At 72.0% G+C, this 24704-nt stretch carries 27 protein-coding genes; 10 read left to right on the forward strand and 17 right to left on the reverse strand.

What is annotated here, in order from left to right:
- Nucleotides 1-78 precede the first annotated feature (78 nt).
- Nucleotides 79-945, forward strand: a complete 867-nt coding sequence (locus AB0398_RS21440) for an AraC family transcriptional regulator (protein WP_366377181.1) — start codon at nucleotides 79-81, stop codon at nucleotides 943-945.
- 48 nt (nucleotides 946-993) lie between these two features.
- Here the strand turns inward: AB0398_RS21440 and mqnE are convergent, their stop codons facing one another.
- Together mqnE and AB0398_RS21450 are read right to left on the reverse strand one after the other, a co-directional pair.
- A complete protein-coding gene (mqnE, locus tag AB0398_RS21445; protein ID WP_366377182.1) occupies nucleotides 994-2157 on the reverse strand; it encodes an aminofutalosine synthase MqnE in 1164 nt (387 codons plus the stop codon).
- Between the two features lie 62 nt (nucleotides 2158-2219).
- Entirely contained in the window at nucleotides 2220-2675 is a 456-nt protein-coding gene (locus AB0398_RS21450; protein ID WP_125666109.1) for an Lrp/AsnC family transcriptional regulator, read from the reverse strand.
- 113 nt (nucleotides 2676-2788) lie between these two features.
- On the opposite strand from AB0398_RS21450, the gene AB0398_RS21455 reads away from it, so the two are divergent.
- Nucleotides 2789-2926 carry a hypothetical protein gene (locus AB0398_RS21455; protein WP_159042984.1) on the forward strand — a complete coding sequence of 46 codons (138 nt, stop codon included), beginning with the start codon at nucleotides 2789-2791 and terminating at the stop codon, nucleotides 2924-2926.
- Here the strand turns inward: AB0398_RS21455 and AB0398_RS21460 are convergent.
- The 3 genes from AB0398_RS21460 to AB0398_RS21470 all read right to left on the reverse strand — a co-directional run bounded on the left by AB0398_RS21460 (nucleotide 2923) and on the right by AB0398_RS21470 (nucleotide 6018).
- A complete protein-coding gene (locus AB0398_RS21460) occupies nucleotides 2923-3591 on the reverse strand; it encodes a UbiX family flavin prenyltransferase (protein WP_366377183.1) in 669 nt (222 codons plus the stop codon). The two genes, AB0398_RS21455 and AB0398_RS21460, sit on opposite strands and share 4 nt — an antisense overlap.
- Nucleotides 3592-3661: 70 nt before the next feature.
- The gene (mqnP, locus tag AB0398_RS21465) at nucleotides 3662-4564 is read right to left on the reverse strand and encodes a menaquinone biosynthesis prenyltransferase MqnP (RefSeq protein WP_366377184.1); all 903 of its coding nucleotides are present in this window, start codon (nucleotides 4562-4564) and stop codon (nucleotides 3662-3664) included.
- A complete protein-coding gene (locus AB0398_RS21470) occupies nucleotides 4561-6018 on the reverse strand; it encodes a menaquinone biosynthesis decarboxylase (protein ID WP_366377185.1) in 1458 nt (485 codons plus the stop codon). The genes mqnP and AB0398_RS21470 overlap by 4 nt, the downstream gene beginning before the upstream one ends.
- A 90-nt stretch (nucleotides 6019-6108) precedes the next feature.
- Between AB0398_RS21470 and AB0398_RS21475 the strand changes: the two genes are divergently transcribed.
- Entirely contained in the window at nucleotides 6109-6498 is a 390-nt protein-coding gene (locus tag AB0398_RS21475; protein WP_366377186.1) for a PLD nuclease N-terminal domain-containing protein, read from the forward strand.
- Between the two features lie 90 nt (nucleotides 6499-6588).
- On the opposite strand, the gene AB0398_RS21480 is transcribed toward AB0398_RS21475, so the two are convergent.
- A complete protein-coding gene (locus AB0398_RS21480; RefSeq protein WP_366377187.1) occupies nucleotides 6589-6780 on the reverse strand; it encodes a hypothetical protein in 192 nt (63 codons plus the stop codon).
- Between the two features lie 256 nt (nucleotides 6781-7036).
- Here AB0398_RS21480 and AB0398_RS21485 point away from each other — a divergent pair, with 256 nt between their 5' ends.
- Nucleotides 7037-7666, forward strand: coding sequence for an NAD(P)H-dependent oxidoreductase (locus AB0398_RS21485; RefSeq protein ID WP_366377188.1), 630 nt, complete (start codon nucleotides 7037-7039; stop codon nucleotides 7664-7666).
- 52 nt (nucleotides 7667-7718) lie between these two features.
- On the opposite strand, the gene AB0398_RS21490 is transcribed toward AB0398_RS21485, so the two are convergent.
- Together AB0398_RS21490 and AB0398_RS21495 are read right to left on the reverse strand one after the other, a co-directional pair.
- Nucleotides 7719-8069, reverse strand: coding sequence for a hypothetical protein (locus AB0398_RS21490; protein WP_366377189.1), 351 nt, complete (start codon nucleotides 8067-8069; stop codon nucleotides 7719-7721).
- Entirely contained in the window at nucleotides 8057-8398 is a 342-nt protein-coding gene (locus tag AB0398_RS21495) for a hypothetical protein (protein ID WP_366377190.1), read from the reverse strand. The genes AB0398_RS21490 and AB0398_RS21495 overlap by 13 nt, the downstream gene beginning before the upstream one ends.
- A 149-nt stretch (nucleotides 8399-8547) precedes the next feature.
- Here AB0398_RS21495 and AB0398_RS21500 point away from each other — a divergent pair, with 149 nt between their 5' ends.
- The 4 genes from AB0398_RS21500 (at nucleotide 8548) to AB0398_RS21515 (ending at nucleotide 13109) form a co-directional block, all read left to right on the forward strand.
- Entirely contained in the window at nucleotides 8548-8841 is a 294-nt protein-coding gene (locus AB0398_RS21500; protein ID WP_366377191.1) for a winged helix-turn-helix domain-containing protein, read from the forward strand.
- 30 nt (nucleotides 8842-8871) lie between these two features.
- Nucleotides 8872-9333 (forward strand): nucleoside deaminase, encoded by a 462-nt coding sequence (locus tag AB0398_RS21505; protein ID WP_366377192.1) that lies wholly within the window; start codon nucleotides 8872-8874, stop codon nucleotides 9331-9333.
- Nucleotides 9334-9460: 127 nt separating this feature from the next.
- Nucleotides 9461-11551 (forward strand): hypothetical protein, encoded by a 2091-nt coding sequence (locus AB0398_RS21510; protein ID WP_366377193.1) that lies wholly within the window; start codon nucleotides 9461-9463, stop codon nucleotides 11549-11551.
- A gap of 4 nt (nucleotides 11552-11555) precedes the next feature.
- Nucleotides 11556-13109, forward strand: coding sequence for a hypothetical protein (locus AB0398_RS21515; protein ID WP_366377194.1), 1554 nt, complete (start codon nucleotides 11556-11558; stop codon nucleotides 13107-13109).
- Nucleotides 13110-13115: 6 nt separating this feature from the next.
- Here AB0398_RS21515 and AB0398_RS21520 read toward each other — a convergent pair whose 3' ends face one another.
- From AB0398_RS21520 to hemL, 8 genes are all read right to left on the reverse strand, one after another.
- Nucleotides 13116-13655, reverse strand: a complete 540-nt coding sequence (locus AB0398_RS21520) for an SRPBCC domain-containing protein (protein ID WP_366377195.1) — start codon at nucleotides 13653-13655, stop codon at nucleotides 13116-13118.
- Between the two features lie 51 nt (nucleotides 13656-13706).
- Entirely contained in the window at nucleotides 13707-14789 is a 1083-nt protein-coding gene (gene ccsB, locus AB0398_RS21525; protein ID WP_366377196.1) for a c-type cytochrome biogenesis protein CcsB, read from the reverse strand.
- Nucleotides 14786-16570 carry a cytochrome c biogenesis protein ResB gene (locus AB0398_RS21530; RefSeq protein WP_366377197.1) on the reverse strand — a complete coding sequence of 595 codons (1785 nt, stop codon included), beginning with the start codon at nucleotides 16568-16570 and terminating at the stop codon, nucleotides 14786-14788. The genes ccsB and AB0398_RS21530 overlap by 4 nt, the downstream gene beginning before the upstream one ends.
- A 6-nt stretch (nucleotides 16571-16576) precedes the next feature.
- Nucleotides 16577-17314, reverse strand: a complete 738-nt coding sequence (locus tag AB0398_RS21535) for a cytochrome c biogenesis protein CcdA (RefSeq protein ID WP_366377198.1) — start codon at nucleotides 17312-17314, stop codon at nucleotides 16577-16579.
- A gap of 4 nt (nucleotides 17315-17318) precedes the next feature.
- On the reverse strand, nucleotides 17319-17918 hold the full coding sequence (locus AB0398_RS21540; protein WP_366377199.1) for a TlpA disulfide reductase family protein: 600 nt from the start codon (nucleotides 17916-17918) through the stop codon (nucleotides 17319-17321).
- A gap of 231 nt (nucleotides 17919-18149) precedes the next feature.
- A complete protein-coding gene (locus tag AB0398_RS21545; RefSeq protein WP_366377200.1) occupies nucleotides 18150-19454 on the reverse strand; it encodes a hypothetical protein in 1305 nt (434 codons plus the stop codon).
- Nucleotides 19455-19714: 260 nt separating this feature from the next.
- A complete protein-coding gene (locus AB0398_RS21550; protein WP_366377249.1) occupies nucleotides 19715-20362 on the reverse strand; it encodes a histidine phosphatase family protein in 648 nt (215 codons plus the stop codon).
- A 101-nt stretch (nucleotides 20363-20463) separates the two neighbouring features.
- Nucleotides 20464-21771 (reverse strand): glutamate-1-semialdehyde 2,1-aminomutase, encoded by a 1308-nt coding sequence (gene hemL, locus AB0398_RS21555; RefSeq protein ID WP_366377201.1) that lies wholly within the window; start codon nucleotides 21769-21771, stop codon nucleotides 20464-20466.
- Nucleotides 21772-22040: 269 nt separating this feature from the next.
- Here hemL and AB0398_RS21560 point away from each other — a divergent pair, with 269 nt between their 5' ends.
- Nucleotides 22041-22649, forward strand: a complete 609-nt coding sequence (locus AB0398_RS21560; protein WP_366377202.1) for a hypothetical protein — start codon at nucleotides 22041-22043, stop codon at nucleotides 22647-22649.
- A gap of 274 nt (nucleotides 22650-22923) precedes the next feature.
- Nucleotides 22924-23340, forward strand: a complete 417-nt coding sequence (locus AB0398_RS21565) for a MerR family transcriptional regulator (protein WP_366377250.1) — start codon at nucleotides 22924-22926, stop codon at nucleotides 23338-23340.
- A gap of 15 nt (nucleotides 23341-23355) precedes the next feature.
- On the opposite strand, the gene AB0398_RS21570 is transcribed toward AB0398_RS21565, so the two are convergent.
- A complete protein-coding gene (locus tag AB0398_RS21570; protein WP_366377203.1) occupies nucleotides 23356-24462 on the reverse strand; it encodes an ABC transporter substrate-binding protein in 1107 nt (368 codons plus the stop codon).
- Between the last annotated feature and the right edge of the window lie 242 nt (nucleotides 24463-24704).

The following is a 24704-nucleotide window of genomic DNA, read 5'->3' on the forward strand; positions in this document are numbered from 1 at the left end:
GGACCGGGCACAGGATGTCGGGTCCGGACCCCCGGTCCCTTCCTACGGTGAGGACACGGAAAGGGAAGGACGGACCACGTGCTGGAGCGGCTGAACCGGGCCCTCGACCACATCGAGGAGCACCTGCGCGGCGACCTCGACCCGGCCGAGCTGGCCCGGATCGCGACGACCTCGGAGTACCACTTCCGGCGCCTGTTCTCGGCGCTCGCGGGGATGCCGCTGTCGGAGTACGTGCGGCGCAGGCGGCTCACCGTCGCGGGCGCCGAGGTGCTCGCCGGCGAGCGGACGCTCCTGGAGGTCGCGGTGCGGTACGGCTACGGCTCAGGGGAGGCGTTCGCCCGCGCGTTCCGCGCGGTGCACGGCGTCGGCCCCGGCGAGGCCCGCCGCACCGGGGCCGCGCTGCGCTCCCAGCCGCGCATGTCCTTCCGCCTCGTCGTCGAAGGGAACAGCAGCATGCGGTACAGGATCGTGGAGAAGGACGCCTTCCGGATCATCGGGCGCGGGGCCCGGGTCCCCCTGGTCCACGAGGGTGAGAACCCGGCGATCGCCGCCCACATCCGGTCCATCGGCCAGGAGGGCCTGGCCCGGCTCGCCCGCCTCGCGGACGGGGAGCCCGGGGGCGTCCTGTCGGCGGTCACCCACCTCTCGGACAGCCGCGAGGAGGGCGCCGACCTGGACTACTGGCACGGGGCGGTGAGCGGCGCCGACGTCCCGGAGGGGTTCGACGCGCTCGACGTGGCCGCCGGGACCTGGGCCGTCTTCGAGAACGAGGGTCCGTACCCGAAGGCGCTCCAGTACCTGTGGCGGGACGTCTTCACCCAGTGGTTCCCGTCCAACCCGTACGCGAGCCGGCCGGGCCCCGAGCTGCTCTCCGTACGCCCCTCGGAGGACTGGACGACGGCGCGGGCGGAGCTGTGGATCCCGGTGGAGCGCACGGAGGTATGAGAAAGGGCTGGTGAGGAACCCCTCACCAGCCCTTTCCCGGCACTCGCGTCAGACCCGCATCGGCTGCGGCGACTCCCGCCGCTCCGCGTCCGGGCCCGGGTACTCGCGGATGATCTCGTACCGCGTGTTCCGCTCGACCGGCCGGAAGCCGGCGTCACGGATCAGTTCGAGCAGGTCCTCGCGGCCCAGCTTGTTCGGGGTGCCGTAGTTGTCGGCGTCGTGCGTGATCTTGTACTCGACGACCGAGCCGTCCATGTCGTCGGCGCCGTGCTGGAGCGCGAGCTGCGCGGTCTGGACGCCGTGCATGACCCAGAAGACCTTGACGTGCGGCACGTTGTCGAAGAGCAGCCGGGAGACCGCGAAGGTCTTCAGGGCCTCGGCGCCGGTCGCCATCGTGGTGCGCGCCTGGAGCTTGTTGCGGACCTTGCCGTCCTGCATGTCCACGAAGTCGTGCTGGTAGCGCAGCGGGATGAAGACCTGGAAGCCGCCCGTCTCGTCCTGGAGCTCGCGCAGCCGAAGCACGTGGTCGACGCGGTGCCGGGGCTCCTCGATGTGCCCGTAGAGCATGGTCGACGGGGTCTTGAGCCCCTTCTCGTGGGCGAGGCGGTGGATCCGGGACCAGTCCTCCCAGTGGGTGCGGTGGTCCACGATGTGCTGCCGGACCTCCCAGTCGAAGATCTCGGCGCCGCCGCCGGTCAGCGACTCCAGACCGGCCTCGATCAGCTCGTCGAGGATGTCGGAGGCGGAGAGCCCGGAGATCGTCTCGAAGTGGTGGATCTCGGTGGCCGTGAACGCCTTGAGGGAGACGTTCGGCAGGGCCTTCTTCAGCTCGGAGAGGGAGCGCGGGTAGTAGCGCCAGGGCAGGTTGGGGTGCAGCCCGTTGACGATGTGGAGCTCGGTGAGGTTCTCGTTCTCCATCGCCTTCGCGAGGCGCACGGCCTCCTCGATGCGCATGGTGTACGCGTCCTTCTCGCCCGGCTTGCGCTGGAAGGAGCAGTAGGCGCAGGAGGCGGTGCAGACGTTGGTCATGTTCAGATGCCGGTTGACATTGAAGTGGACCACGTCGCCGTTCTTGCGGGTCCGGACCTCGTGGGCCAGACCGCCGAGCCAGGCGAGGTCGTCGGACTCGTACAGGGCGATGCCGTCCTCACGGCTCAGCCGCTCACCGTCCCGGACCTTCTGCTCCAGCTCACGCTTGAGCCCCGCGTCCATGCGGCCGCCTCCCTCTTCTCCGAAATCAGACTTCGCCGTTCACCGTACTCTCAGGCCCGCCGTCAGCCCTCCTCGGGCAGCTCCCCGACGCGGTTCTCCCACTTGGTGGAGAGCACGATCGTGGTGCGGGTGCGGGAGACGCCCCGGGTGCCGCTGAGGCGGCGGATCGTCTTCTCCAGGCCGTCGACGTCGTTCGCGCGCACCTTGAGCATGAAGGAGTCGTCGCCGGCGATGAACCAGCAGTCCTCGATCTCGGCCAGGTCCTTGAGCCGGCGGGCCACGTCCTCGTGGTCGGCGGCGTCGGAGAGGGAGATGCCGATGAGGGCGGTGACGCCGAGTCCGAGCGAGGCGGCGTCGACGGTGGCGCGGTAGCCGGTGATGACCCCGGCCGCCTCCAGACGGTTGATGCGGTCGGTGACGGAGGGGCCGGAGAGCCCGACGAGCCGGCCGAGTTCGGCGTACGAGGCACGTCCGTTCTCGCGCAGGGCCTGGATGAGCTGCCTGTCCACGGCGTCCATAGGTATGAGGCCTTCCATTGTCCAGCGATACCGCGAGTTTAGGTATAGAATCCAAGGTACACAGGGGCGACACCCTGTGAATCTTTCAGCAGATCAAAGACGATCCTTCAGGAGTGGTGTTCACCGTGTACACGATCGAGATGGCCTACGCCCGCATGCGTGAGCTGCAGGACCTGGCCAACCGCTCGCGTGCCCACCAGCCCGTCCCCGCCTCGAAGCGCGCTCCCCGGGAGCGCGCGAAGAAGCGCTAATCGGACCGGAGAGCCGCACCCAGCTCTCCTTCCCAGCGGCGGTACAACCGGTGCGGCACCTTCGCCGCGTCCAGTACCCGCCCGGCGACGAAGTCCACCAGATCCTGGATGTGCGTCGCCCCCGCGTAGAACGCCGGAGAGGCGGGCAGCACCACGGCGCCCGCCTCGTCCAGCGCCACCATGTGCCGGAGCGTCTGCCCGTTGAGCGGGGTCTCCCGCACGGCGACCACCAGCGGCCGCCGCTCCTTCAGCGTCACGCTCGCGACCCGCTGGAGCAGGTCCTTCGAGAGCCCCAGTGCCACTCCCGCCACCGCGGCGGTCGAGGCGGGCACCACCAGCATCCCCTTCGCCGGGTACGACCCCGAGGACGGGCCCGCGCCCAGGTCCCCGGCCGGCCAGTACCGGACGTCCTCCAGGTCCACGTCGAACGTGTCGGGCTTCCCGTCGGCGCCCCGCGCCAGCCAGGCCGCCAGGTCCTCGCGCCAGTGCGCGTCCCGGAAGGAGATCCCGGTCTCGTCGAGCAGGGTCAGCCGCGAGGCCCGCGACACGACCAGGTCGACGCTCTCCCCGGCGGCGAGCAGCCCCCTCAGGACGGCGGCGGCGTACGGCGTGCCCGACGCCCCGGAGACCCCCACGATCCAGGGGGTGCGCTTGCCGTCGTTCATGCCGTCGAGCCTATCCGTGAGGGGTCCGGGACGATCCGGGGTGGTGCGGGACGGGTCCGGGACGTCGGGGCTACGGGGTGAGCCCGCGGACCAGCAGGTCGAGGAGCGCGCAGACGAACAGGCTGATCCCGATGAAGCCGTTCGTCGTGAAGAACGCGCGGTTCAGCCGGGACAGGTCGTGCGGCTTCACGATCGTGTGCTCGTAGCAGAACGCCACCACGACGATCGCCAGGCCGATCCAGAAGAAGACCCCGGCGCCGGTGGCGAGCGCGTACCAGACGAGCAGTCCGGTCGTCACGACCGCCGAGCCCCGGGCGCCCCACAGGGCGGCCGGGATCCCGAAGCGGGCCGGGACCGACATGACGCCGTGCGCCCGGTCCGCCTGCACGTCCTGGCAGGCGAAGATCAGGTCGAAGCCGCCGATCCACACGCCCACCGCGAGCCCCAGGATGACCGCGTCCCAGGACCACTCCCCGGTCACCGCCAGCCAGGCCCCGACGGGCCCTATGGCCTGGGCGAGCCCCAGGATCGCGTGCGGGAAGTTCGTGAACCGCTTGCCGTACGGATAGACCACCATCGGCACGACGGCGAGCGGCGCGAGCGCCAGGCAGAGCGGGTTGAGCAGGGCGGCGGCCCCCAGGAACACCACGACGGCGATCCCGGCCCCGGTCCACGCCGAGCGCACGGACACCGCGCCGGTCACCAGCTCCCGGTTGGCGGTGCGCGGATTACGCGCGTCGATCTCGCGGTCGATGATCCGGTTGCAGGCCATGGCGAAGGTCCGAAGGCCCACCATGCAGACGGTGACGAGCAGCAGCGTCCACCAGTGGACCCGCTTGTCCGTCTGGAACATCGCGGTGAGCGAGGCGATGTAGGCGAAGGGCAGCGCGAAGACCGAGTGCTCGATCATCACGAGCCTGAGGAACGCCTTCGTACGCCCCGGCTGGGCGCCCGGCACGGCGGCGGTGGTCACAGCCCGTACTCCTTCCAGCGCCGGTCGACCAGGGCCGCCGTCGCCGGGTCCGACTCGACCATGTCGGGCCAGCCGCCGTCGCGGGTGTAGCCCTCCTCGGGGAGCTTCCTGGTGGCGTCGATGCCCGCCTTGCCGCCCCAGAACTGCTGGTAGGAGGCGTGGTCGAGGTGGTCGACCGGGCCCTCGACGACGGTCAGGTCACGGGCGTAGTCGGTGTTCCCGAGGGCCCGCCAGGCGACCTCGTGCAGGTCGTGGACGTCGCAGTCCTTGTCGACCACGACGATCAGCTTGGTCAGCGACATCATGTGCGCGCCCCAGATGGCGTGCATGACCTTCTGCGCGTGCTTCGGGTACTTCTTGTCGATCGAGACGATCGCGCAGTTGTGGAAGCCGCCGGACTCCGGCAGGTGGTAGTCCACGATGTCCGGCACGATGATCTTGAGCAGGGGCAGGAAGAAGCGCTCCGTGGCCCGGCCCAGCGGCCCGTCCTCGGTCGGCGGCCGGCCGACCACGATCGACTGGAGCAGCGGGCGCTTCCGCATCGTCACGCAGTCGATCGTCAGGGCGGGGAACGGCTCCTGCGGGGTGTAGAAGCCGGTGTGGTCGCCGAAGGGACCCTCGGGCAGCATCTCGCCCGGCTCCAGCCAGCCCTCGATCACGACCTCGGCCTGCGCCGGGACCTGGAGCGGCACGGTCTTGCAGTCGACCATCTCGATCCGCTTGCCCTGCACGAAGCCGGCGAAGAGGTACTCGTCGATGTCGCCCGGCAGCGGGGCCGTCGAGGCGTACGTCACGGCCGGCGGACAGCCGAAGGCGATCGCGACCGGCAGCCGCTCGCCGCGCTCGGCCGCCACCGCGTAGTGGTTCCGGCTGTCCTTGTGGATCTGCCAGTGCATGCCGATGGTGCGCTTGTCGTGCCGCTGGAGCCGGTAGAGGCCGAGGTTGCGGACGCCGGTCTCGGGGTGCTTGGTGTGGGTGAGCCCCAGGTTGAAGAAGGAGCCGCCGTCCTTCGGCCAGGTGAAGAGCGCGGGCAGCTTCTCCAGGTCGACGTCGTCGCCGGTGAGGACGACCTCCTGCACGGGGGCGTCGCCGGACTTCACCTTCTTCGGCGGCACGTGGACCATCGAGCCCAGCTTGCCGAAGGCCTCGCGGACCCCGACGAAGCCCTGCGGCAGCTCCGGCTTGAGGAGCCCGCCGATCTTCTCGCTGATCTCGCCGTACGACTTCAGGCCGAGGGCCTTGAGCAGCCGGCGGTCCGTCCCGAAGACGTTCATCGCCAGCGGCATCGAGGAGCCCTTGACGTTCTCGAAGAGGAGCGCGGGCCCTCCCGCCTTGTTCACGCGGTCGACGATCTCCCCGACCTCCAGGTACGGGTCGACTTCGGCCTTGATGCGCTTGAGGTCGCCTTCGCGCTCGAGGGCCCTGAGCAGCGAGCGGAGATCGTCGTAAGCCATACGGGCAAGTATCGGTCACCGGCTACCCTGGACCTGTCACCGGGGCCGCCCAAGCGCGCCCCCGCCACCGCTTCCAGGGGGCTGTCCCACATGCTCAGGGCGCTGCTGTTCATCCTGCCGCTGGCGCTGATGATCTACGCCTTCATCGATTGCCTGAACACCCCGGAGGAAGAGGTCAAGCACCTTCCGAAGCCGGTGTGGGCCATCGTCATCCTGCTGTTCTCCGTCGTCGGCGCGATCGGCTGGATCTTCGCGGGCAAGGAGCGCGGACCGAAGGGGCGGACCGGTGCGGGCGGCGGCCGGGGCGCGGGCGGCTGGGTGGCGCCCGACGACAACCCGGAGTTCCTGAAGTCCCTCAAGGACGACGGATCCGGCGCGAAGGCCGACGACGACGCCCTCCTGAAGGACTGGGAGGAGGACCTGCGGCGCCGCGAGGAGGAGCTGAAGCGGCGCGAGCGGGGCGAGGAGAACGAGGGCTGACGGACCCGGGGGCCTGCGGGGCGCGTGTCGGAGGTCCCGCCGGTCCGGCGGCGTCCGGCACTCACCCCGGTGAGGCCCCCGTCCGGCGTCTCAGTCGTCGGAGCCGACGGTGTTGTCGTGGCCGGCGTTGAAGACGTCGCCGCCCGCGAACTGGAGCCAGTCGCCGAAGACGATCGTGTACGAGGGCTCCGGCTCGTAGTCGACGTAGACGTCGGCGCTGGCGGCACCGGCGGTGCCGAGGACGATGGCTCCGACGGCGAAGGCGGTCAGCAGGGAACGCATGGAAGACCTCTCGGTAGGACGACGGGGCGCGCCGCGGAAGGGCGGGCACTCCGCACGCTAGGGCCGTCACCCTCCGCGACCGGGTCGCCGGGCCGGTACGGGTCGCGGTCCTCAGCCGATCGGCGGCAGGAGTACCTCCACGGGGGGGGCGGGGGCGGGGGCGGAATACCTCCACGAGGGGCGGGGGCGGGAGGCGGAATACCTCCACGGGGAACGGAGTTGGCGCCGAAGTCCCCCACGAGACGGAGCCGCAGACATGACGCCGGACCTTCCCGCCCTCCCGGACTTCCCGAACCGCTCGTTCCTCTTCGTCCTGCGCAGCTCGCGCCCGGACGGCAACTCGGAGATCCTGGCCCGCGAGGCGGCCGCGCACCTGCCAGCGGGCGTGCCGCAGCGCTGGGTGGACCTGAACGAACTGCCGCTGCCGGACTTCCGGGACGGGCGGCACGAGGAGACGGGCCCGCCGACGCACGAGACGGAGAGGCTGCTCCTGGAGGCGACGGTGGAGGCCACGGACGTCGTCATCGTCTCGCCCCTGTACTGGTACAGCCTCTCCGCCCAGGCCAAGCGCTACCTGGACCACTGGTCGGGCTGGCTGAACGTCCCCGGCTCGGACTTCAAGCGGCGCATGGCGGGCGGCACCCTGTGGGGGGTGACGGCCCTGGCCCACGACGAACACGTCGTCGCGGACGGCCTGGTCACCTCCCTGCACCACTCGGCGGCCTACCTCCGCATGCACTTCGGCGGCGTCCTGCTGGGCACGGGCTCCCGCGCGGGCCGCGTACGCGCCGACGAACGCGCGATGCTCCGCGCGAGGACCTTCTTCCGGGAGGAGACGCCGCCGGCGCTGTTTCCCTACGAGGAGCAGGCGGCGGCCCTGGCGTGAACGGGGCGCGGAATCACGGGGGCCGCCTCGCGGACGACCGGGGCCGCCCCGCTCAGCCCGGGGGCCCCTGATGGCAGGGGCACCCGCACACCAGGTACCGGACCCCGAGGACACCGCTCTCGCGCGGAACGTGGTCCCGGCAGTGGGAGTGCCGGCCGACGACGCAGCGCGGTGAGCGGTACTCCGGTTCGTCGGGCTCGGCCGTGAGGGCGTGGGCCGCCGGGGACACGCTCACCGCGTCCGCGATCTCGGGCGTCACCCACCAGCCGTCGCCCGCGCGGTCGCGGTGCGGGCCGTCGTGCCCGGGGCCGAGGACGCAGACCGAGCCCGCCCACACCGGGCGCACCGCCTCCGCGACGGCGAGCACGGAACGCCGTGCCCCGCAGCGGCTCACCGGGAGCATCCCGCGTGGATGTTCCGCTGGTCGACGTCCACCCCGACCGTCGCCAGCCACAACGCCCGCCGGCGCCTGCGCTGCGCCGCGCGTGACGTGGCCGTCGCCAGGTAGGGGCGGGTGAGGGGCGAGCGGGCGCCGTCCAGGGGCATCGTCTGTTCCCTGGCGTACGGGGAGCGCGGGGCGACCGGGGCCCGGTGGCGTGGCTGCGCGGCCGGGCGGCGGTGGGTGGTGCGGGTCGGGCGGTGCCTGCCGGTGGCCGGCAGCGTCAGCATCAGCAGCCAGAGGAGGACCGGGATCCAGGCCCGGCCCAGTACGCGCGCGATAGGGTTCCGCACGTCATCAACTCCCTGAGTAGTTGGTGGCCATGCCCCGGGAGGTCTTGCCACCTCGCCGGGGTCTTCACGTCATCAACCCTAGGAGGCATGTATAGCTCTGCATAGCTTACTAGTGGTTCGCACAGATTATCGATGCTTACGTTGGTCGGGTGACCGACCGCAGCCAGATCCCCGAATTCGACCCGCAGGGTCCCCAGTTGGTCTACGTCGCCGTGGCCGACCACATCGCCGCCCGCGTCGCGGCCGGAGAGCTGGCGCCGGGCGCCCGTCTGCCCGCCGAGCGCGACCTCGCCGAGGAGTACGGGGTGGCCTACCTGACGGTCCGCCGCGCCGCCCGGGTCCTGCGCGAGCGCGGCCTGATCCTGACCGTCCACGGCAAGGGGACCTTCGTCGCCGACCCGCTGCCGGACGACCAGGGAGGGGACGCGCACTCCGACACGTGATCCCCCCGCCCCACCGGGAATGAGTCCCCCATGGACCCCATGGACAAGGACCAGGCCCGGTCATGGCTCGTCACCGCCCTCGACGAGGCCCGTGCCGGGCTCCGTGAGGGCGGGATTCCGATCGGGGCCGCCCTCTACGGGGCCGACGGCGCCCTCCTCGGGCGCGGGCACAACCGGCGGGTGCAGGACGGGGACCCGTCCGCGCACGCCGAGACCGCCGCGTTCCGGGACGCCGGGCGGCAGCGCTCGTACCGGGGGACGACCATGGTCACCACCCTCTCGCCCTGCTGGTACTGCTCCGGCCTGGTCCGGCAGTTCGGGATCTCGCGTGTGGTCGTCGGCGAGGCCGAGACCTTCCGCGGCGGGCACGACTGGCTGGCCGGGCACGGCGTCGAGGTCGTCGTGCTCGACGATCCCGAATGCGTGGCGCTCATGCGGGAGTTCGTCCGGGAGAACCCGGCTCTCTGGGGCGAGGACATCGGGGAGGAGTGAGGGGCCGCCCCTAAACCCACACTTCCGCCACAGACCCGCAACGCCCTCACAACAGACTCGAAAAGTCGACCGCTTTCCCAACAGAGCGTCGATATCCTTGAGTTGACTGTTACGGGGGTGGCGGGGCTTGGACAGAGAGCTGTACGGCCGCGAAGCGGCCCTGGACGACGGCGGGTTGGTCGCGCGGCTCTGCGGGCTCACCCGGCACGGGGTCTCGCGGGTGGCGTACGAGCACGGGGACGATCCGCCGGTCACCGTCTTCACCGGCGGGCGCGGGACCGGGAAGACCGCGCTGCTCAAGGAGGTCCGGAACCGGTACCGGGGGTACACCCCGCTCGCGCTGCTCGACTGCGCCCGCGTCGAGCCGCCCGCCGACCACGGGCCCGGCTGGACCCCGCTCACCGGTTCGCTCGCCGAGCTGGCCGTGCAGTTCTCGCCCAAGGTGCCCGGGGCCGCGCCCGTGCGGTTCCCCCGGCTCTCGCTCGGGCTGGTGGCCGTCGCCGCGATCGGCTGGTCCCGGGAGGACGACGAGCGGGCCCGGCGCGACCTCCAGCGGCTCGGGCCGCTCCTCGCGACCGTCGACCCGACCCGCGGCGCCGCCGCCCACTGGGTCGGCAAGGTCCTCGCCAAGCTCGCCGCCACCTTCGCGGAGACCGCCGCCCCGCTCGCCGGAGTGCTCGCCGAGGCGACCGTGGAGACCGTCATCGAGGAGGTCTTCGGGCGGCTCCAGCGGTCCGCCGAGGGGTGGTACGGCGGATATCGCAACGCCGGGGGGCGGGGGAAGGCCGGGCTCCAGCAGCTCGCCAACGACTTCGAGCAGGGTGGTCGGCGTCGTGGTGAGGCCGAGGCCTTCCTCGTCGGTGCGCTCACCGAGGACCTGCTCCACGCCTACACCGGCTTCCGGCGCGGCAGCCGCGTCGGCCGGCCCCTGCTCCTCCTCGACAACGCCCACGAACCGCTCGGCCGGCAGCTCGTCGAACCGATCCTGCGCGCCCGCTCCGCCGAAGGGCGCCGCGACCGGCTCGTCGTCCTCGCCGCCTCCCGGGTCCGCGACCACGAGGCGCTGCGCCAGGCCACCCGGCTCCGGCTCCCCGAGACCGCGCACCGGGCGCCCTGCCCGCGCGGGGCGAGCGTCGGCTCCGGCATCCTCGTCGTCGAGCTGACCCCGCTCTCCCCCGCCCAGACCCGCGGCGCCTTCGACCGCTACGACCCGGCGGGCCGCACCCCCGCCGAACTCTCCCCCGCCGTCCACCGGCTGACCGGCGGCCGGCCCCTGGGCGTGGTGCTCCTCGGCCGGGCCGCCGGGGAGGCACCCGCCCGCCTGAAGCCCGATCTCACCCCGGCCCGGCTGCTCGACCTGACGGTGGAGCTGCGCGAGGACTCCCCGCCGGTGCCCGTCGCCCCCGCCCTGCTCGCCGAGCTGTTACCGGTGCCCCGGCTCGGCCCGTACGCCGTGCTCGCCGCCGCCCACGACGAGGAGTCCGCCCGGGTCCTGGCCCACGCCCGGCTCCCCTCCGAGTCCCGCGACGGGGACGTGGCGCTGCGCGTCCGCGACCGGCTGCGCGCCGAGGACTGGGCCGCGTCCGCGCCCGGCACCCGGCACTTCGTCGCCGACCCGCTGCTGCGCGCCCTGCTCCTGCACCGGCTGCGCTTCGAGGACGGCGACCACCCGCGCTACGCCGCCTGGCACGCCGTCCACGAGACCCTGCGCCGGCACTACGGGCCCGAGCCCGGCCCGTACCGGCTCCACCACGACCTCGCGCTCGGCCGTACCGAGGACGCCGTCACCCATCTGCGGGCCACCTTCGCCGAGCCGGACGTCCTCGGCTGGCTCGGGCGGCTGCGGTTCGTCGCCTCCGCCCCGTACCCGCGCGAGCGCGACGCGACCGGGCCCGATCCGCGCCGGGCCGTCGCCCTCGGCCAGGCCCCGGCCGGAGGCCCCGACCCGGCCGCCGAGCCGCCCGCCGGGCTCGGCGCCGACGCCGTCGAGCTGCACCTCGCCCTGCGGCGCCTGCTGCACGCCGTATGGCTGCTCACCGATCCGCTCGCACTGCCCGACGACGAGGTCGCCGACCGGCTCTCGTACGAGCTGCGCCGGCTCTCCGGCCGCCATCTGTCGGGCAGCGGTTCGCTCTGGGACGCGGCCACCCACTGGCCGCGCGACATCCGCGCCCGGCGGGAGCCCTCGCTGCCGCCGGGCCGCGAGGACGGAGTCTGACGCCATGCCCGACCGCGTGACCGACCGCCCCTTCGACCGGCTCCGCCGCCGCGTCCGCACCCCCCGCCAGAAGCTCGTCGCCTCCCTCGTCACCGCCGCCGTCGTCCTCGGCCTCGGCGGGTACGGCGTCGTCCGCCTCACCACCCCGGAGGACCGTTCCTGCGCGACGGGCGTCGAGCGGCCCGCCGGCAGCGAGGAGTGCGTCGGCGTCAACGGCGACGGCCATGACTTCGGCATCGGCGAACTGGCCGGGATCGCCGGCGCGATCGGCGCCGAGAACGCCACGCTCAAGCCCGACGACCACGTCACCGTCGCCCTCCTGCTGCCGCTGACCTCCACCGACGGCGGCATGCGGATCAAGATGCTGAACGAACTGCGGGGCGCCCACGCGTACCAGTACCGCGCCAACCACGAGTCCAACGACGAGCTGCCCAAGATCCGGCTCGTCCTCGCCAACACCGGCAAGGGCAACGCCCACTGGCGCCCCACCGTCGACCGGCTGATCGCCATGAAGGACTCCGCCGACCGGCTCCGGGCCGTCTCCGGCGTCGCCACCTCCTCCACCGAGGTGCGGGAGGCGGTGACCGCCCTCACCGGGGCCGGGCTCGCCGTCGTCGGCACCACCATCACCGCCGACGACATCGCCAACGCGCCCGGGAACGAGCGCTATCCCGGCCTCGCCCGCGTCTCACCGACCAACGGCGACGAGGCCAAGGCCCTCGCCCACTTCGGGCGCGTCGACTCCGCCAAGGCGCTCCTCGTCCAGGACACCCGCAGCGGCGACCACTACACGGACACCCTGAAGGCCGCCTTCGCCGCCACCCTCAAGAACAGCCCGCACGCCCCCGAGCTGTTCACCTCGCCCGCCGACCCCAACGAGGAGGGCACCACCGCCAACACCTTCCGCCAGATCACCCATCTGATCTGCGACAGCCGCGCCGAGACCGTCTTCTTCGCGGGCCGCCACACCCAGCTCCGCCAGTTCATCAACGCGCTCGGGTCGCGCGGCTGCACCGACCGGGCCTTCACCGTCCTGACCGGGGACGAGGGCTCGTACCTGGGCGCGGACGCGAAGCTCGACCGGAAGGCCCTGAGGTCGAGGCTGACCGTGCGGTACGCGGCGCTCGCCCACCCGGACGCCTGGCTGCCGGCGGAGGGGCGGAAGGTGCCGGCCACGGGCGGCTCCACCCGGGCGTACGAGACCTTCCTCGGCGACGTCACCCGCGGGGCGAAGGCGCCGCCGCCGCTCACGGACGGGCAGGCGATCGTCGCGTACGACGCGATGGCCACGGCCGTCCACGCGATCCGCCAGGCCACCCCGCAGGGGGCCCGGCACCCGGCGGCGGCCGACGTGGCCACCCAGTGGCCGCAGGTGAAGGGCTCGCTGCGGGTGGAGGGGGCGAGCGGCTGGATCTGCCTGGACAACTACGGCAACCCGTACAACAAGGCCGTGCCGATCGTGGAGCTGGCCCCGAACGGCTCGCAGCGCTTCGTGCAGATCGCCTGGCCGGAGGGACGCCCGCCGGAGTCGCCGTGCCTGCCGCCGAAGCGGGGGTGAAAGCCCTCAGGGCTCCCACGTCGGCCAGCGCGCCGCGTCCCGCTCGTACAGCTCCCGCAGGTGCAGCCAGCGCTCGGACGTGCGCTCCCGCCAGTCGGCGGGGTGGCCGTCCAGGGCGCGGGCGAGCCACTCGAAGTGGTCGTGCCAGGCGGCGAGCCGGTCGAGGCGGTGCTCCGGCGGGCCCCGCAGCTCGTTGGTGAAACGCAGCACGGTCGATCCGTCGCCGCCGGGTCCCGGGCCCGGCTCCAGGTGGAACCGGATCCGGCCGTGCGTCGGATCGACCGTGTACTCGGCCACGCTCTCCGGGTCCCAGGCGGTCACGAGCCCCGGGTCCTCGGTGTCGCCGCTGGTCAGCCGGTGGAGGACGACCCGGCCGCCGAGCCGGGGCTCCAGCGGGTCCGCCGCGCACAGCCAGCGCGCCAGGCCCTCGGGGGTGGTGACGGCCGTCCAGACCTCGGACGGCGGGTGCGGCAGCTCGACGGTGAAGCGCAGCACGTGCGTGTCGCCGTCGTGGGTCTCGCTCCTGCCCCGGGGTATCTCGCTCATGGTTCCAGCGTCACCCCGGGGCGGGCCCGGTGCCAGCCCGGACGCCGGGCCTCAGACTCCGGCGTAGGAGTGCTTGCTGGTCACGAAGATGTTCACGCCGTAGTAGTTGAAGAGGAAACAGGCGAAGGCGATGAGCGCGATGTACGCCGCCTTCCGGCCCTTCCAGCCGGCCGTCGCGCGCGCGTGCAGGTACGCGGCGTAGCCGACCCACGTGATGAAGGACCAGACCTCCTTGGCGTCCCAGCCCCAGTAGCGGCCCCACGCGTCGCCGGCCCAGATCGCGCCCGCGATGATCGTGAAGGTCCACAGCGGGAAGATCGCCGCGTTGACCCGGTAGGAGAACTTGTCGAGCGAGGCCGCGGCGGGCAGCCGCTCCAGGACCGAGCGGGCGAAGGCGCCGGGGTTCCCGCCGGTGGCGAGCTTGTTCTCGTACGAGTCGCGGAAGAGGTACAGCACGGTGGCGACCGCGCCGAGGTAGAAGACCGCGCCGCAGAAGATCGCGGTGGAGACGTGGATCCACAGCCAGTACGAGTCGAGCGCGGGCACCAGCTGGTCGCTGGGGGTCTTCAGCCAGGTGGTGGCCAGGCCCAGGTCGAGCAGGACCGTGGTGACGAGCGGCAGGCCGATCCAGCGCACGTTCTTCTTGGCGAGGAGGAAGCCGAGGTACGCGCCGACCGCCACCGTGGAGAAGGTGGTGGAGAACTCGTACATGTTGCCCCAGGGGGCCCGCTGCACGGAGAGCGCCCGGGTGACCACGCCCGACGCCTCGACCAGGAAGGCCAGGACGGTGAGCGAGACGGCGATCCGGCCGTACAGGTCGCCCTTGACCGTGCCGCCGGCCGCGCCGGGGCCGTCCGGCACGTCGCGGGTGCCGGCCGCGCTCCGGGTGACGACCTTCGGCCGGTCGAGCACGGCGGTGGAGCCGGCCTGCTTGACCTGGACGGTCACGGCGGCGGTGGCGGTGGCGGTCCGCTGGGTGAGGGCGGCGGCGGTGCGGCCGACCTTGCTGCGGCTGCCGAGGACCCACTCGGCGATGTGGGCGAAGAAGGCCAGGGTGTAGACGGCCATCGAGGAGTAGATGAGCAGGTCGCTCATCCGCGCCAGGCTCTCGTCGGTCGTGGCGGCGAGGATCACTTGTCAGCCTCTCCAGAAGGGGCGGGGTCTTCCGCGGGTGCGTCCGCTGGTTCCGTGGTGGGCGGGGCCTGGTCCGTGAGCGCGACCGCCAGGTCGGCCAGCTCCTCGGGGAGCTTCGCGGACTCGCTGCGGCCGAGGCCGGCCATCTCGACGACGGTCACCCCGTCCTCGCCCCGTACGGCCCGGACCCAGACCCGGCGCCGCTGGATGAAGAGCGAGCCGGTCAGGCCCGCGATGGCGGCGAGGGCGCCCGCGAGGGCGAGGCCGTTGCCGGACTGCTGCGAGATCTGGAAGCTCGCCCACTCCTTGATGTCCTTCTCGAAGGTGATCGAGCCGGCGCCGTCGGGGAGCGTCATGGTCTCGCCGGGCAGCAGGCGCTGGGCGAGCTTGTTGCCGGACGCGTCCGTGAACTGGGTCATCTTGGACTTGTCGAGCTGGTACACGTTCTGCGGGAGTCCGGAGTCCACGCGCAGGTCGCCGTGGTAGCCGGTGAGCGCCATGACGGGGAAGTCGAGCGCCGGGAACTGCGAGAACATCGTGCCCTGGCCGGCGCCCGCGAAGGTCGGCACGAAGAAGGCCTGGAAGCCGAGCTGCTGCTTCTTGCCGCTCTTGTCGCGGTAGCCGTCCATGACCTTGATCGCGCCGGTCGACGTGATGTTGTTGTCGATCGGCAGCAGCGGCACGGCGCCGTGGAAGACGGTCTTGCCGCGTCCGTCCTTGACGGTGACGACGGGCGCGTAGCCGTGGGCGATCAGATAGACCTTGGAGTCGCCCACCTTCAGCGGCTCGTTGACCCGGATGATCCGCTTCTCGTCCGCGCCGCCCTCGGAGTAGGTGACGGCCGCCTCGAAGGTGCGCGGGGTGCCGCGCTGCGGGCCGCCCTCCTCGTACGTGCCGGTGAAGGAGTCCAGCTTGAAGCTGAACGGCACCAGCTCGTCGGTCCCGAACCAGGAGCCGGACTTGAAGTCGTCGTACTGGGTCAGCGTGTTGGAGAAGCCGTCGCCCTCGATGATCAGCTTGCCGCCCTCGGACTTGAAGAGGACGCCCCAGCCGAAGGCGACGAGCATCACGATCAGGGCGACGTGGAAGGCCAGGTTGCCGGCCTCGCGCAGGTAGCCCTTCTCGGCGGCGACCGCGTCGCCGACCCGGTGGACGCGGAAGCGGCGCTTCCCGAGGAGGGCGAGCGCGGCCTCCCGGGCCTCCTCGGGGTCGGCGCCGGTGCGCCAGGTGGCGTACGCGGGGAGCCGGTCGAGGCGGCGGGGGGCGCCCGGCGGACGGCCCCGGAGCTGGCCGACGAACTGCCAGGTGCGCGGGACGATGCAGCCGATGAGGGAGACGAACAGCAGGAGGTAGATCGCGGAGAACCACACCGAGCCGTAGACGTCGAAGAACTGGAGCTTCTCGTAGATCGGCGTGAGGGCGGGGTGCGCGGCCTTGAAGTCCTGCACCTTCATCTCGTCCGCGCTGGTCTGCGGGACGAGGGAGCCGGGGACGGCGCCGAGGGAGAGCAGCAGCAGCAGGAGCAGCGCGATCCGCATGGAGGTGAGCTGCCGCCAGAACCAGCGGAGCCAGCCGACGAGCCCGAGGCCGGGGCCGCCGGTGACGGTCTCCTCGCGGTCCTCGGCGGGGGCGGTCGAGAGCTGGGCCCCGGCCGCGCGGGCGGTCTCGTCCACCTTCTCCGCCTTGTCCGTCCTGTCCGCCTTGTCCGTCTCGACGACTTCGTCCGTCTCGTCCGTCTCGTCCGGGGCCGGGGTGTTCCCCGTCGCGTAGGTCTTGCTCATCGCTCCTCAGATCCCCACCGTGAAACCGTTGGACCAGCCCTGCATCGTGGCGACCATGCTGTCCCACGCCCCCGTGAGGAGCAGGACGCCGGTGACGATCATCATTCCGCCGCCGATCCGCATGACCCAGACGTAGTGCCGCTTGACCCAGTCGAACGCGCCCAGCGCCTTGCGGAAGGCGATGGCGGCGAGCACGAACGGTACGCCGAGACCGAGGCAGTACGCGAAGGCGAGCAGGGCGCCGCGCCCGGCGCTGGCCTGTTCCAGGGCGAGCGCGTTGACGGAGGCGAGGGTCGGGCCGATGCACGGGGTCCAGCCGATGCCGAAGAGCGCGCCGAGCAGCGGGGCGCCCACCAGGCCCGCGACGGGCCTGCGGTGGAAGCGGAACTCGCGCTGGGTGAGCCAGGGCATCAGGCCGAGGAAGAACGCGCCCATGAGGACCATGAGCACGCCGAGGACCTTGCTGAGGGTCCCCCGGTACATCTGGAGGTTCTCGCCGAAGTAGCCGAAGAGGGCGCCGCCGGAGACGAACACGGCGGTGAAGCCGAGGACGAAGAGGACGGCGCCGGCGGTCATCCGGCCGCGGCGCTTCTCGGCGAGGTCGGTGCCGGTGACGCCGGTCACGTAGCTGAGGTAGCCGGGGACGAGCGGGAGGACGCACGGCGAGAAGAAGGAGACCAGGCCGCCGAGGACCGCGATGGGCAGGGCGAGCAGCAGGGCTCCGCTGGTGACCGTCTCGTTCACCGGCTCACTTCTCCTCGAGGAGCGGGTCGATCATCGAGCGGAGCTTCTTCTCGTCGAGGGCCAGGAGCGCGCGGGCGGCGATCCTGCCCTCCTTGTCGAGGACGACGGTGGAGGGGATGCCCTGGAGGCTGAGGGTGCCCTTGGGGAAGCCGAAGAGGATCAGCTTGCCGTCGGGGTCGTAGAGGCTCGGGTAGGGGACCTTGTAGTCCTCTTCGAAGGTGAGCGCCTGCTGCTTGTTGAAGTCGCGGGTGTTGAGGCCGACGAACTCGACCCCCTTGCCCTTGAGGTCGGCGGCGACCTTCGCGAAGTGGGGGGCCTCGGCGCGGCAGGGGCCGCACCAGGAGCCCCAGGCGTTGAGGACGACGACCTTGCCCTTGAGGTCGGCGACGTCGAGCGGCTTGCCGTCGACGGTCTCGCCGGCGAGCTTGCCCGGGGCCGCGCGCTGGCCCTTGGGGGCGGTGGAGATGCCGCCCTTATTGGTCACGAAGTTGGTGCCGCCGCCACCGGTCGTGCCGCCGTCGCCGCCGCAGGCCGAGAGCACGAGGGCGGCGGTCAGCACTCCGACGGCGGACAGGGTGCGTCGAGGGGCGCGGCTAAGGCTCATGTGAAAAGTTTCGCATGGGCGTTTGGGGGATCTTGGGCACCCCCCTACGTGCCCGTAAAGCACCTTGTCAAGGTCACTTAAACGGCATGCCGGACCAGAACGATCAATCGGGGCGGTCGATCGGGGTGATCGATCGGGCCGGTCGAACGGGTCGGTCCGACCGGACGGTCGAACGGGTCGATCCGATCGGCCGGTCGGACCGGTCCGTCAAGCGGTCGTCGAACCGGTCGGTCAGGCGGTCGGTGAACCGGTCGGCGAAACGGTCGGCGAAACGGCCCCGAGAAAAGCGTTCCAGCCGCCGGCCGGCTTCTGTCCGACGCCCAGGCCGCGCAGCTTCGCGAGAATCTTCGGGTCCTGGACGTCGAGCCAGTCCACGAACTGCCGGAAGGAGACGAGCCGGACGTCCTTCTTTCCGGCCATTCCCTTGAGCGCCTCTTCGACGGCGTCCATGTAGATCCCGCCGTTCCACTGCTCGAAGTGGTTGCCGACGAAGAAAGGCGCGCGATTCGTCTCGTACGCGCGCGTGAAGCCGGAGAGATACGCCTCGGCCGCCTGCTTGCGCCAGCCCGGGTAGCGCGAGGGCATGCCCTTCGTGCTGTTCTTCGACTGGTTGGCGAGCATGTTGTAGTCCATGGAGAGGACTTCGAAGGAGTGCCCGGGGAAGGGCACGGCCTGGAGCGGGAGGTCCCAGATCCCCTGGCGCTTGTCGGGCCAGGTCTGGCGGCCGCCGGGCGAGCTGGCGTCGTAGCGCCAGCCGAGCCGCTTGGCGGTGGGCAGCAGGTTGTCCTGGCCGAGGAGGCAGGGGGTGCGGCCGCCGACGAGCTCCTTGGAGTAGTCGAAGGGGAGCGGGTCGATCTCGGTCCAGCCGCTGTTGGTCTTCCACTCGGTGACGAACTTCACGGCCTGGTCGATCTCGCTCTGCCACTGGGCCGGGGTCCAGTTGCCGACGGAGCCGGAGCCGCCGCAGAAGTGCCCGTTGAAGTGGGTGCCGATCTCGTGGCCGTCGAGCCAGGCCTGCCGGACGTACTTCAGCGTGTCCTTGATGTGGTCGTCGCTGAGGTAGCCGATGTCGGAGGCGCCGACGCGGTTGTTCGGCGGGCGGTAGAGGTTCTTCTTCGCCTCGGGCAGGAGGTAGATCCCGGAGAGGAAGAAGGTCATCGCCGCGTCGTGGTTCTTGGCCAGTTCGAGGAAGCGGGGGAAGAGCCCGTTGCCGACCTCGCCGGCGCCGTCCCAGGAGAAGACCACGAACTGCGGCGGGGTCTGGCCGGGTTCGAGCGGGACGGGGGCGTCGGGCTGGTGGGGCTGCTTGCCGGTGTCGGCGGTGGAGCCGTCGCCGATGAGCCGGACCGCGTCCTTGCTCGGGGTGGGAGTGCCCTGGTTCCCCGTGGCGTCGCCGCCCTTGCCGGGCTTCTCGGGTCCGGGACGGCCCGAATTGTCCTGGTTCGAGGTGCTACAGGCGGCGAGGCCCATCGCCGCGGCGGCCCCAACACCCGCCCCGAGGAGCCCCCTTCGTGTGATCCCGCTGATCTCGCGCATGTCGTCCCCATTCGCGCTTGATTATGAACTGAATGTCATCCAAACCGACAAACAGTGAGATGCGGGGAGGAACACGGGGGTTCCCGTTAAATAGAACAAAAATTTAAGGGCGTTCGGATGACATGAACATCATCCGAACGCCCTGCGCCATGATCCGTCAAGGCCGGACCCGTCCGACGGACGGAACCGGCCTCCCGGACGGACCTGCCTATCGGACGGACCCGGCCTCCCGGACGGACCCGGCCTGCCGAACGGGGCGGCTACGCCCCGAAGGCCTTCGACTTCCCCTTGACCGGCTTCGCGCCCGCGAGGAGGTGCGCCGGGACCAGGTCCCGGGCCGGCTCGCTGTACCCCACCGAGACGATCTTGTCGCCCCGGTACGTGAACGAGGTCAGCGACGCCAGCGTGCACTGCCGCCGCCGCGGGTCGTGCCACAGCCGCCGCTTCTCCACGAAGCTGCGGACGATCCAGATCGGGAGCTGGTGGCTGACGCAGACCGCCTCGTGGCCCCGGGCCGCGTCCTTCGCCGCGTCGAGCGCGCCCATCATCCGGACGACCTGCTCGACGTACGGCTCGCCCCAGGACGGCTGGAACGGGTTGGTCAGGTGCTTCCAGTTCGCCGGCTTGCGCAGCGCCCCGTCGCCGACGCCGAAGGTCTTGCCCTCGAAGACGTTCGCCGCCTCGATGAGACGCGGGTCACTCGCCAGGTCCAGGCCGTGCGACTTGGCGACCGGCGTCGCCGTCTCCTGCGCCCGCTCCAGCGGGGAGGCCACGACGTACGTGACGTCCCGGTCGGCCAGGTGCTCCGCGACCCGGTCCGCCATCCGCCGCCCCAGGTCGGAGAGGTGGTAGCCGGCGCGGCGCCCGTAGAGGACGCCGTCGGGGTTGTGCACCTCGCCGTGGCGCATCAGGTGGACGACGGTGATGTCGTCGTCGCCCACGGGCTTCTCGGCGTTCACGTCGTCCACGGCGCTCACGTCGTCGGTGTCGTCCACGCTGCTCACGTCGCTCATGCCGTCGCCTCCGCGGCGGCGCGCGCGGCGGCCGGCAGGGCGGCGGCGATCCGCTCGACCGCCCGCTCGTCGTGGGCGGTCGACACGAACCAGGACTCGAACGCGGACGGCGGCAGGTACACCCCGTCGGCCAGCATCGAGTGGAAGAAGGCGTTGAAGCGGAAGGCGTCCTGCTTCTTCGCGTCGTCGTAGTTCCGCACCTCGTCGGAGGTGAAGAACACCGAGAACATGTTGGAGGCGGTCTGGAGCCGGTGCGCCACGCCCTCCTTGGACAGGGCGTCCGCGACCAGGCTGCGGATCTCCGCCGAGACCGCGTCCACCTTCGCGTACGCGGCGTCGTCGAGCAGCCGCAGCTGCGCGAGTCCGGCGGCGGTCGCGACCGGGTTCCCGGAGAGCGTGCCCGCCTGGTAGACCGGGCCCGCCGGGGCCAGGTGCCCCATGACGTCGGCCCGTCCGCCGAACGCGGCGGCCGGGAAGCCGCCGCCCATGACCTTGCCGAAGGTCAGCAGGTCGGGCTTCACGCCGTCGACGCCGTACCAGCCGGCCTTCGAGGTGCGGAAACCGGTCATCACCTCGTCCGAGATGTACAGCGCGCCGTTCTCCCGGCACAGGTCCGCCAGGCCCTGGTTGAAGCCCTCGGCCGGCGGGACGACGCCCATGTTGCCCGGCGAGGCCTCGGTGATGACGCAGGCGATCTCGCCCGGGTTCGCGGCGAACGCGGTCCGCACCGCCTCCAGGTCGTTGTACGGCAGCACGATCGTGTCACCGGCCTGCGCGCCGGTCACCCCGGGCGTGTCCGGCAGCCCGAAGGTGGCGAGGCCGGAGCCGGCCGCGGCGAGCAGCGCGTCCACGTGGCCGTGGTAGCAGCCCGCGAACTTGACGACCTTCGCGCGTCCGGTGAACCCGCGGGCCAGCCGGATCGCGGACATCGTCGCCTCGGTGCCCGAGGAGACCAGGCGCACCTGCTCGACCGGCTCCACGCGCGCGACGATCTCCTCGGCGAGCGCCACCTCGCCCTCGCCGGGGGTGCCGAACGAGGTGCCGCGGGCCACCGCGGCCTGCACGGCGGCGGTGACCTCCGGGTGCGCGTGGCCGAGGATCATCGGTCCCCACGAGCAGACCAGGTCGACGTACTCCCGCCCGTCCGCGTCGGTGAGGTACGGACCGGAACCGGACACCATGAACCGGGGCGTTCCGCCCACGGCCCGGAAGGCACGCACCGGTGAGTTCACGCCGCCGGGCGTCACGAGGGAAGCGCGGTCGAAAAGCGTCTGTGAGACTGGGGCTTCGTATGAATACGGCACTGTGATCCTGACCTGCGAGAACGACTTAGGGCACGACATCGGGAACGGAGGGACGGCGTGGACATCCTGTGCATTACGCCGGGGCGTACGGCCTCCGCGTCTGCGAAACTGGGGCGTCATAGGGATGGCTCACGGAATCCATGGTGTCAGAGGCCACGGCGTTCTCGCGGACGGGTGTTTCGCCGTACGAGCGCGGGGGAGGTCACTGTCACGATGATCGGGTCGCGCGGCGGGGTCGTGTTGCCGAAAAAAAGCAGTCGGGTGGAGATATGCATCGCGGTGGCGGACCGGGCGAGGGGACGGACGACCTGGGTCCGGAGTCTGCCCGGCGGGGAAGGCACCGGCGCCGGCGGACCGAGGACCCGATCCCGGACGCACCGGGAAAGCAGGGTCCGCCGGACGCCCGGGACGAACCGGCCGCAGGTGGCGGGAGGGGCCGGTTGGGGGTGACGTACAAGTACTTCGGCGCGCCCGACGGCGCCACGGCGGCCCGCGTGCCGATCTCGATGCGCCCCGAGGAACTCGGCGGCGACGAGCTCGGCATGGGCGGCATGTTCACCAAGATCAAGCCGGAGACCATAGCGGCCATGGTCCTCACCGGCATCCAGGGCATGCCCCTGTACAAGGTGCCCCCGCTGGAGCTGGTGGTCCTGCACCCGGACTACGCGGTGGTGAAGCTGCCGATGACCGTCGTCGACCCGCTGCGCGCGATCGGCGAGGAGTCGGTCGGCGCCGCCGCCTTCATCTGGTCCACGGTCCCGGACCGCGGCGGCCCGCGCGACGCCTTCGACGTCTACCAGCTGCTCCACGAGTGGCAGGACTTCTCGGTACGCCTCCACGAGGCGGGCCACCAGCCGTACTGCCTGGTGTGGCCGTGACGAGGACGCGCTGACGCGTCGGCGAACCACACGGGGCCCCTTCGACCGGGCCCCGGCTCACGCGTGCCTTCTCCTCCCCGCCGTGGCTTCTCCGTGGCGGACGGCCTACGAACAGGCGTTTCGCCGCACTTCCGGCTTCCATAAGTGCTGAAATTAGGACGAATGGTATGGAATGCGCGGAGCCGCGCTCTGTGGAGTGCCCCGCGCCCCGGGAAGCGCCTGTACCGGGGAAGTGCCCGTACGAGGAGGGACCTGACGCGTGAGCGGAGTACGAATGTCCGGCGAGCCCATGCAGATCGGCGAGGTCGCCGCACGGACCGAACTGTCCCTGCGCACCATCCGGCAGTACGAGGACAGCGGCCTGGTCGTCCCCTCGGCGGCCTCCCCCGGCGGCTTCCCCCTCTACACGGACGAGGACGTCGCCCGGCTCATGGTGGTCCGCCGGATGAAGCCGCTCGGCTTCACCCTGGACGAGACCCGCGAACTCCTCACCGCCGTGGACCGGCTGGCCGCCGACCGCCCGGGCACGGACACGGAGCTCGACCCGGGCGACCGGGCCGCGCTCGTGTCCCACGTCCGCCGCTACGAGCAGGCCGCCGCCGAGTGCGTCGCCGACCTGCGGGCGCAGCTCGCCCGCGCGGAGGAGTTCGTCCAGTCCCTCCGCTCCCGCCTCTCGGCGGTCCCGGCCTGAGCAGAAGGTCCCGCCTCAGGGGGCCAGCGCCTCCACGAGATCGCGGAAGAAGCGGGCGTACGCGGCGGGGCTGGGCGGGGTCTCCGGGTTCCAGGGCGCGAGCCGCACCCCGCCCGGGAGGGCGTACGGGGGCGTGGCGTGCTCCCGGCTGTCGAAGAGGACCAGGTCGGGGCGGAGTTCGGCGACCCGTTCCCAGCCGGAGGTGAGCCAGTTGGCGCCGGGCCCGGGGCCCGGGTCGAGCAGCCGGACGCCGAGCCCGGCGAGCCACGCCAGCTCGGGCCAGGCGTGCGGGCGCGCCAGGTGCACCTGCTCGGGTCCGGCCCCGGAGAGCGCGAGCACCCCGAGCCCGCTCCGGGCCGCCGCCTCCCGGAGCGCCGCCTCGGCGGCCTCGAACTCCGCGAGGGCGGCGCCCTGACCGGGCCCGACGGCCGGGCTCACGGTCACCGGAGTCACGATCTCGGGCCCGACGGCATCCGAACCGACGATCACGGGGACGGCGGGCACAGGGACAGCGGGCACGGGAGCTCCGGGCACGGGGGCGCTGACCGCCGGGGCGCCGGCCGGCGGACCGCCGACCTCGAAGGCCCCGGCCTCGGAGACCCCCGTCCCGGGGGCCCCGGTCTCGAAGGCCCCGGCACCAGGGGCTCCGGTCTCCGGGCCCGTGACCGGCGGCGTCCCGGCTTCCGGGCCGCCGACCCTCAGCCCGGCGGCCAGCGCCGCGAACCGGTCGAGCATGGCCGGCAGGTCGAGCTCGCTGCCGACGGAGAGGGCCACGAGCGGGACCCCGAGCCGCTCGACGAGCGCCTTGTCCAGCGCGTACGGGGTCTTCCCGTCGTACGTCACGTCGACGACGACGTCCGGCCGCAGCTCCCGCAGCACCGTCTCCCCCAGGGCCCGGCCCGGCCCGAGGTACGGCACCCCGACCGCCTCCAGGACGCCCGCCTTCGCCGGGTCGTACGCGTCGCCGTCGTGGGCCGAGCCGTACACCGCGACCGGTATCACCCCCAGGTCGTACAGGGCGGCCCCGGCCCGCACGTACGCGACCACCCGCCTCGGCACGCGGACCGCCCCCAGCTGCTCGCCCCTGTCGTCCGTGAATCCCCATGCCTGTGTTCCGGACATGCGGCTGCTCCCTCCCCGGCCGGAATCTCCCTGTTCCGCCACCTTGGAACGGTTGTCCGATCCGCACAAGAGGGCGTGCGCCCCCGCACCGGCCCGCCCGGCCGGGACCCCGGCCCGGGCTCCCCCTGCCGAAAGCCCCCCGGAAGGTGTTGACTGAAAGCGTCGGGAGGAAGCAGAGGAAGCAGTAGGAATCGTCCTGCCGCCGTGCGGGCGCGCCGTCTGCCGGGGCGCACGCGTACGGG

The organism is Streptomyces sp. NPDC086147 (genome assembly GCF_040702165.1).
In the GTDB taxonomy this organism is placed as follows: domain Bacteria; phylum Actinomycetota; class Actinomycetes; order Streptomycetales; family Streptomycetaceae; genus Streptomyces.

Coding starts and splice junctions, on each gene's coding strand:
- AB0398_RS21480 (WP_366377187.1), bottom strand. CDS start 6,780: ATGCGTTCCCTGCTGACCGCCTTCGCCGTCGGAGCCATCGTCCTCGGC.
- AB0398_RS21530 (WP_366377197.1), bottom strand. CDS start 16,570: ATGAGCAAGACCTACGCGACGGGGAACACCCCGGCCCCGGACGAGACG.
- AB0398_RS21520 (WP_366377195.1), bottom strand. CDS start 13,655: ATGAGCGAGATACCCCGGGGCAGGAGCGAGACCCACGACGGCGACACG.
- AB0398_RS21545 (WP_366377200.1), bottom strand. CDS start 19,454: ATGCGCGAGATCAGCGGGATCACACGAAGGGGGCTCCTCGGGGCGGGT.
- AB0398_RS21490 (WP_366377189.1), bottom strand. CDS start 8,069: ATGCTCCCGGTGAGCCGCTGCGGGGCACGGCGTTCCGTGCTCGCCGTC.
- AB0398_RS21560 (WP_366377202.1), top strand. CDS start 22,041: ATGCATCGCGGTGGCGGACCGGGCGAGGGGACGGACGACCTGGGTCCG.
- AB0398_RS21540 (WP_366377199.1), bottom strand. CDS start 17,918: ATGAGCCTTAGCCGCGCCCCTCGACGCACCCTGTCCGCCGTCGGAGTG.
- AB0398_RS21475 (WP_366377186.1), top strand. CDS start 6,109: ATGCTCAGGGCGCTGCTGTTCATCCTGCCGCTGGCGCTGATGATCTAC.
- AB0398_RS21470 (WP_366377185.1), bottom strand. CDS start 6,018: ATGGCTTACGACGATCTCCGCTCGCTGCTCAGGGCCCTCGAGCGCGAA.
- AB0398_RS21450 (WP_125666109.1), bottom strand. CDS start 2,675: ATGGACGCCGTGGACAGGCAGCTCATCCAGGCCCTGCGCGAGAACGGA.
- AB0398_RS21460 (WP_366377183.1), bottom strand. CDS start 3,591: ATGAACGACGGCAAGCGCACCCCCTGGATCGTGGGGGTCTCCGGGGCG.
- AB0398_RS21485 (WP_366377188.1), top strand. CDS start 7,037: ATGACGCCGGACCTTCCCGCCCTCCCGGACTTCCCGAACCGCTCGTTC.
- mqnE (WP_366377182.1), bottom strand. CDS start 2,157: ATGGACGCGGGGCTCAAGCGTGAGCTGGAGCAGAAGGTCCGGGACGGT.
- AB0398_RS21565 (WP_366377250.1), top strand. CDS start 22,924: ATGTCCGGCGAGCCCATGCAGATCGGCGAGGTCGCCGCACGGACCGAA.
- AB0398_RS21505 (WP_366377192.1), top strand. CDS start 8,872: ATGGACCCCATGGACAAGGACCAGGCCCGGTCATGGCTCGTCACCGCC.
- AB0398_RS21570 (WP_366377203.1), bottom strand. CDS start 24,462: ATGTCCGGAACACAGGCATGGGGATTCACGGACGACAGGGGCGAGCAG.
- AB0398_RS21550 (WP_366377249.1), bottom strand. CDS start 20,362: ATGCGCCACGGCGAGGTGCACAACCCCGACGGCGTCCTCTACGGGCGC.
- AB0398_RS21515 (WP_366377194.1), top strand. CDS start 11,556: ATGCCCGACCGCGTGACCGACCGCCCCTTCGACCGGCTCCGCCGCCGC.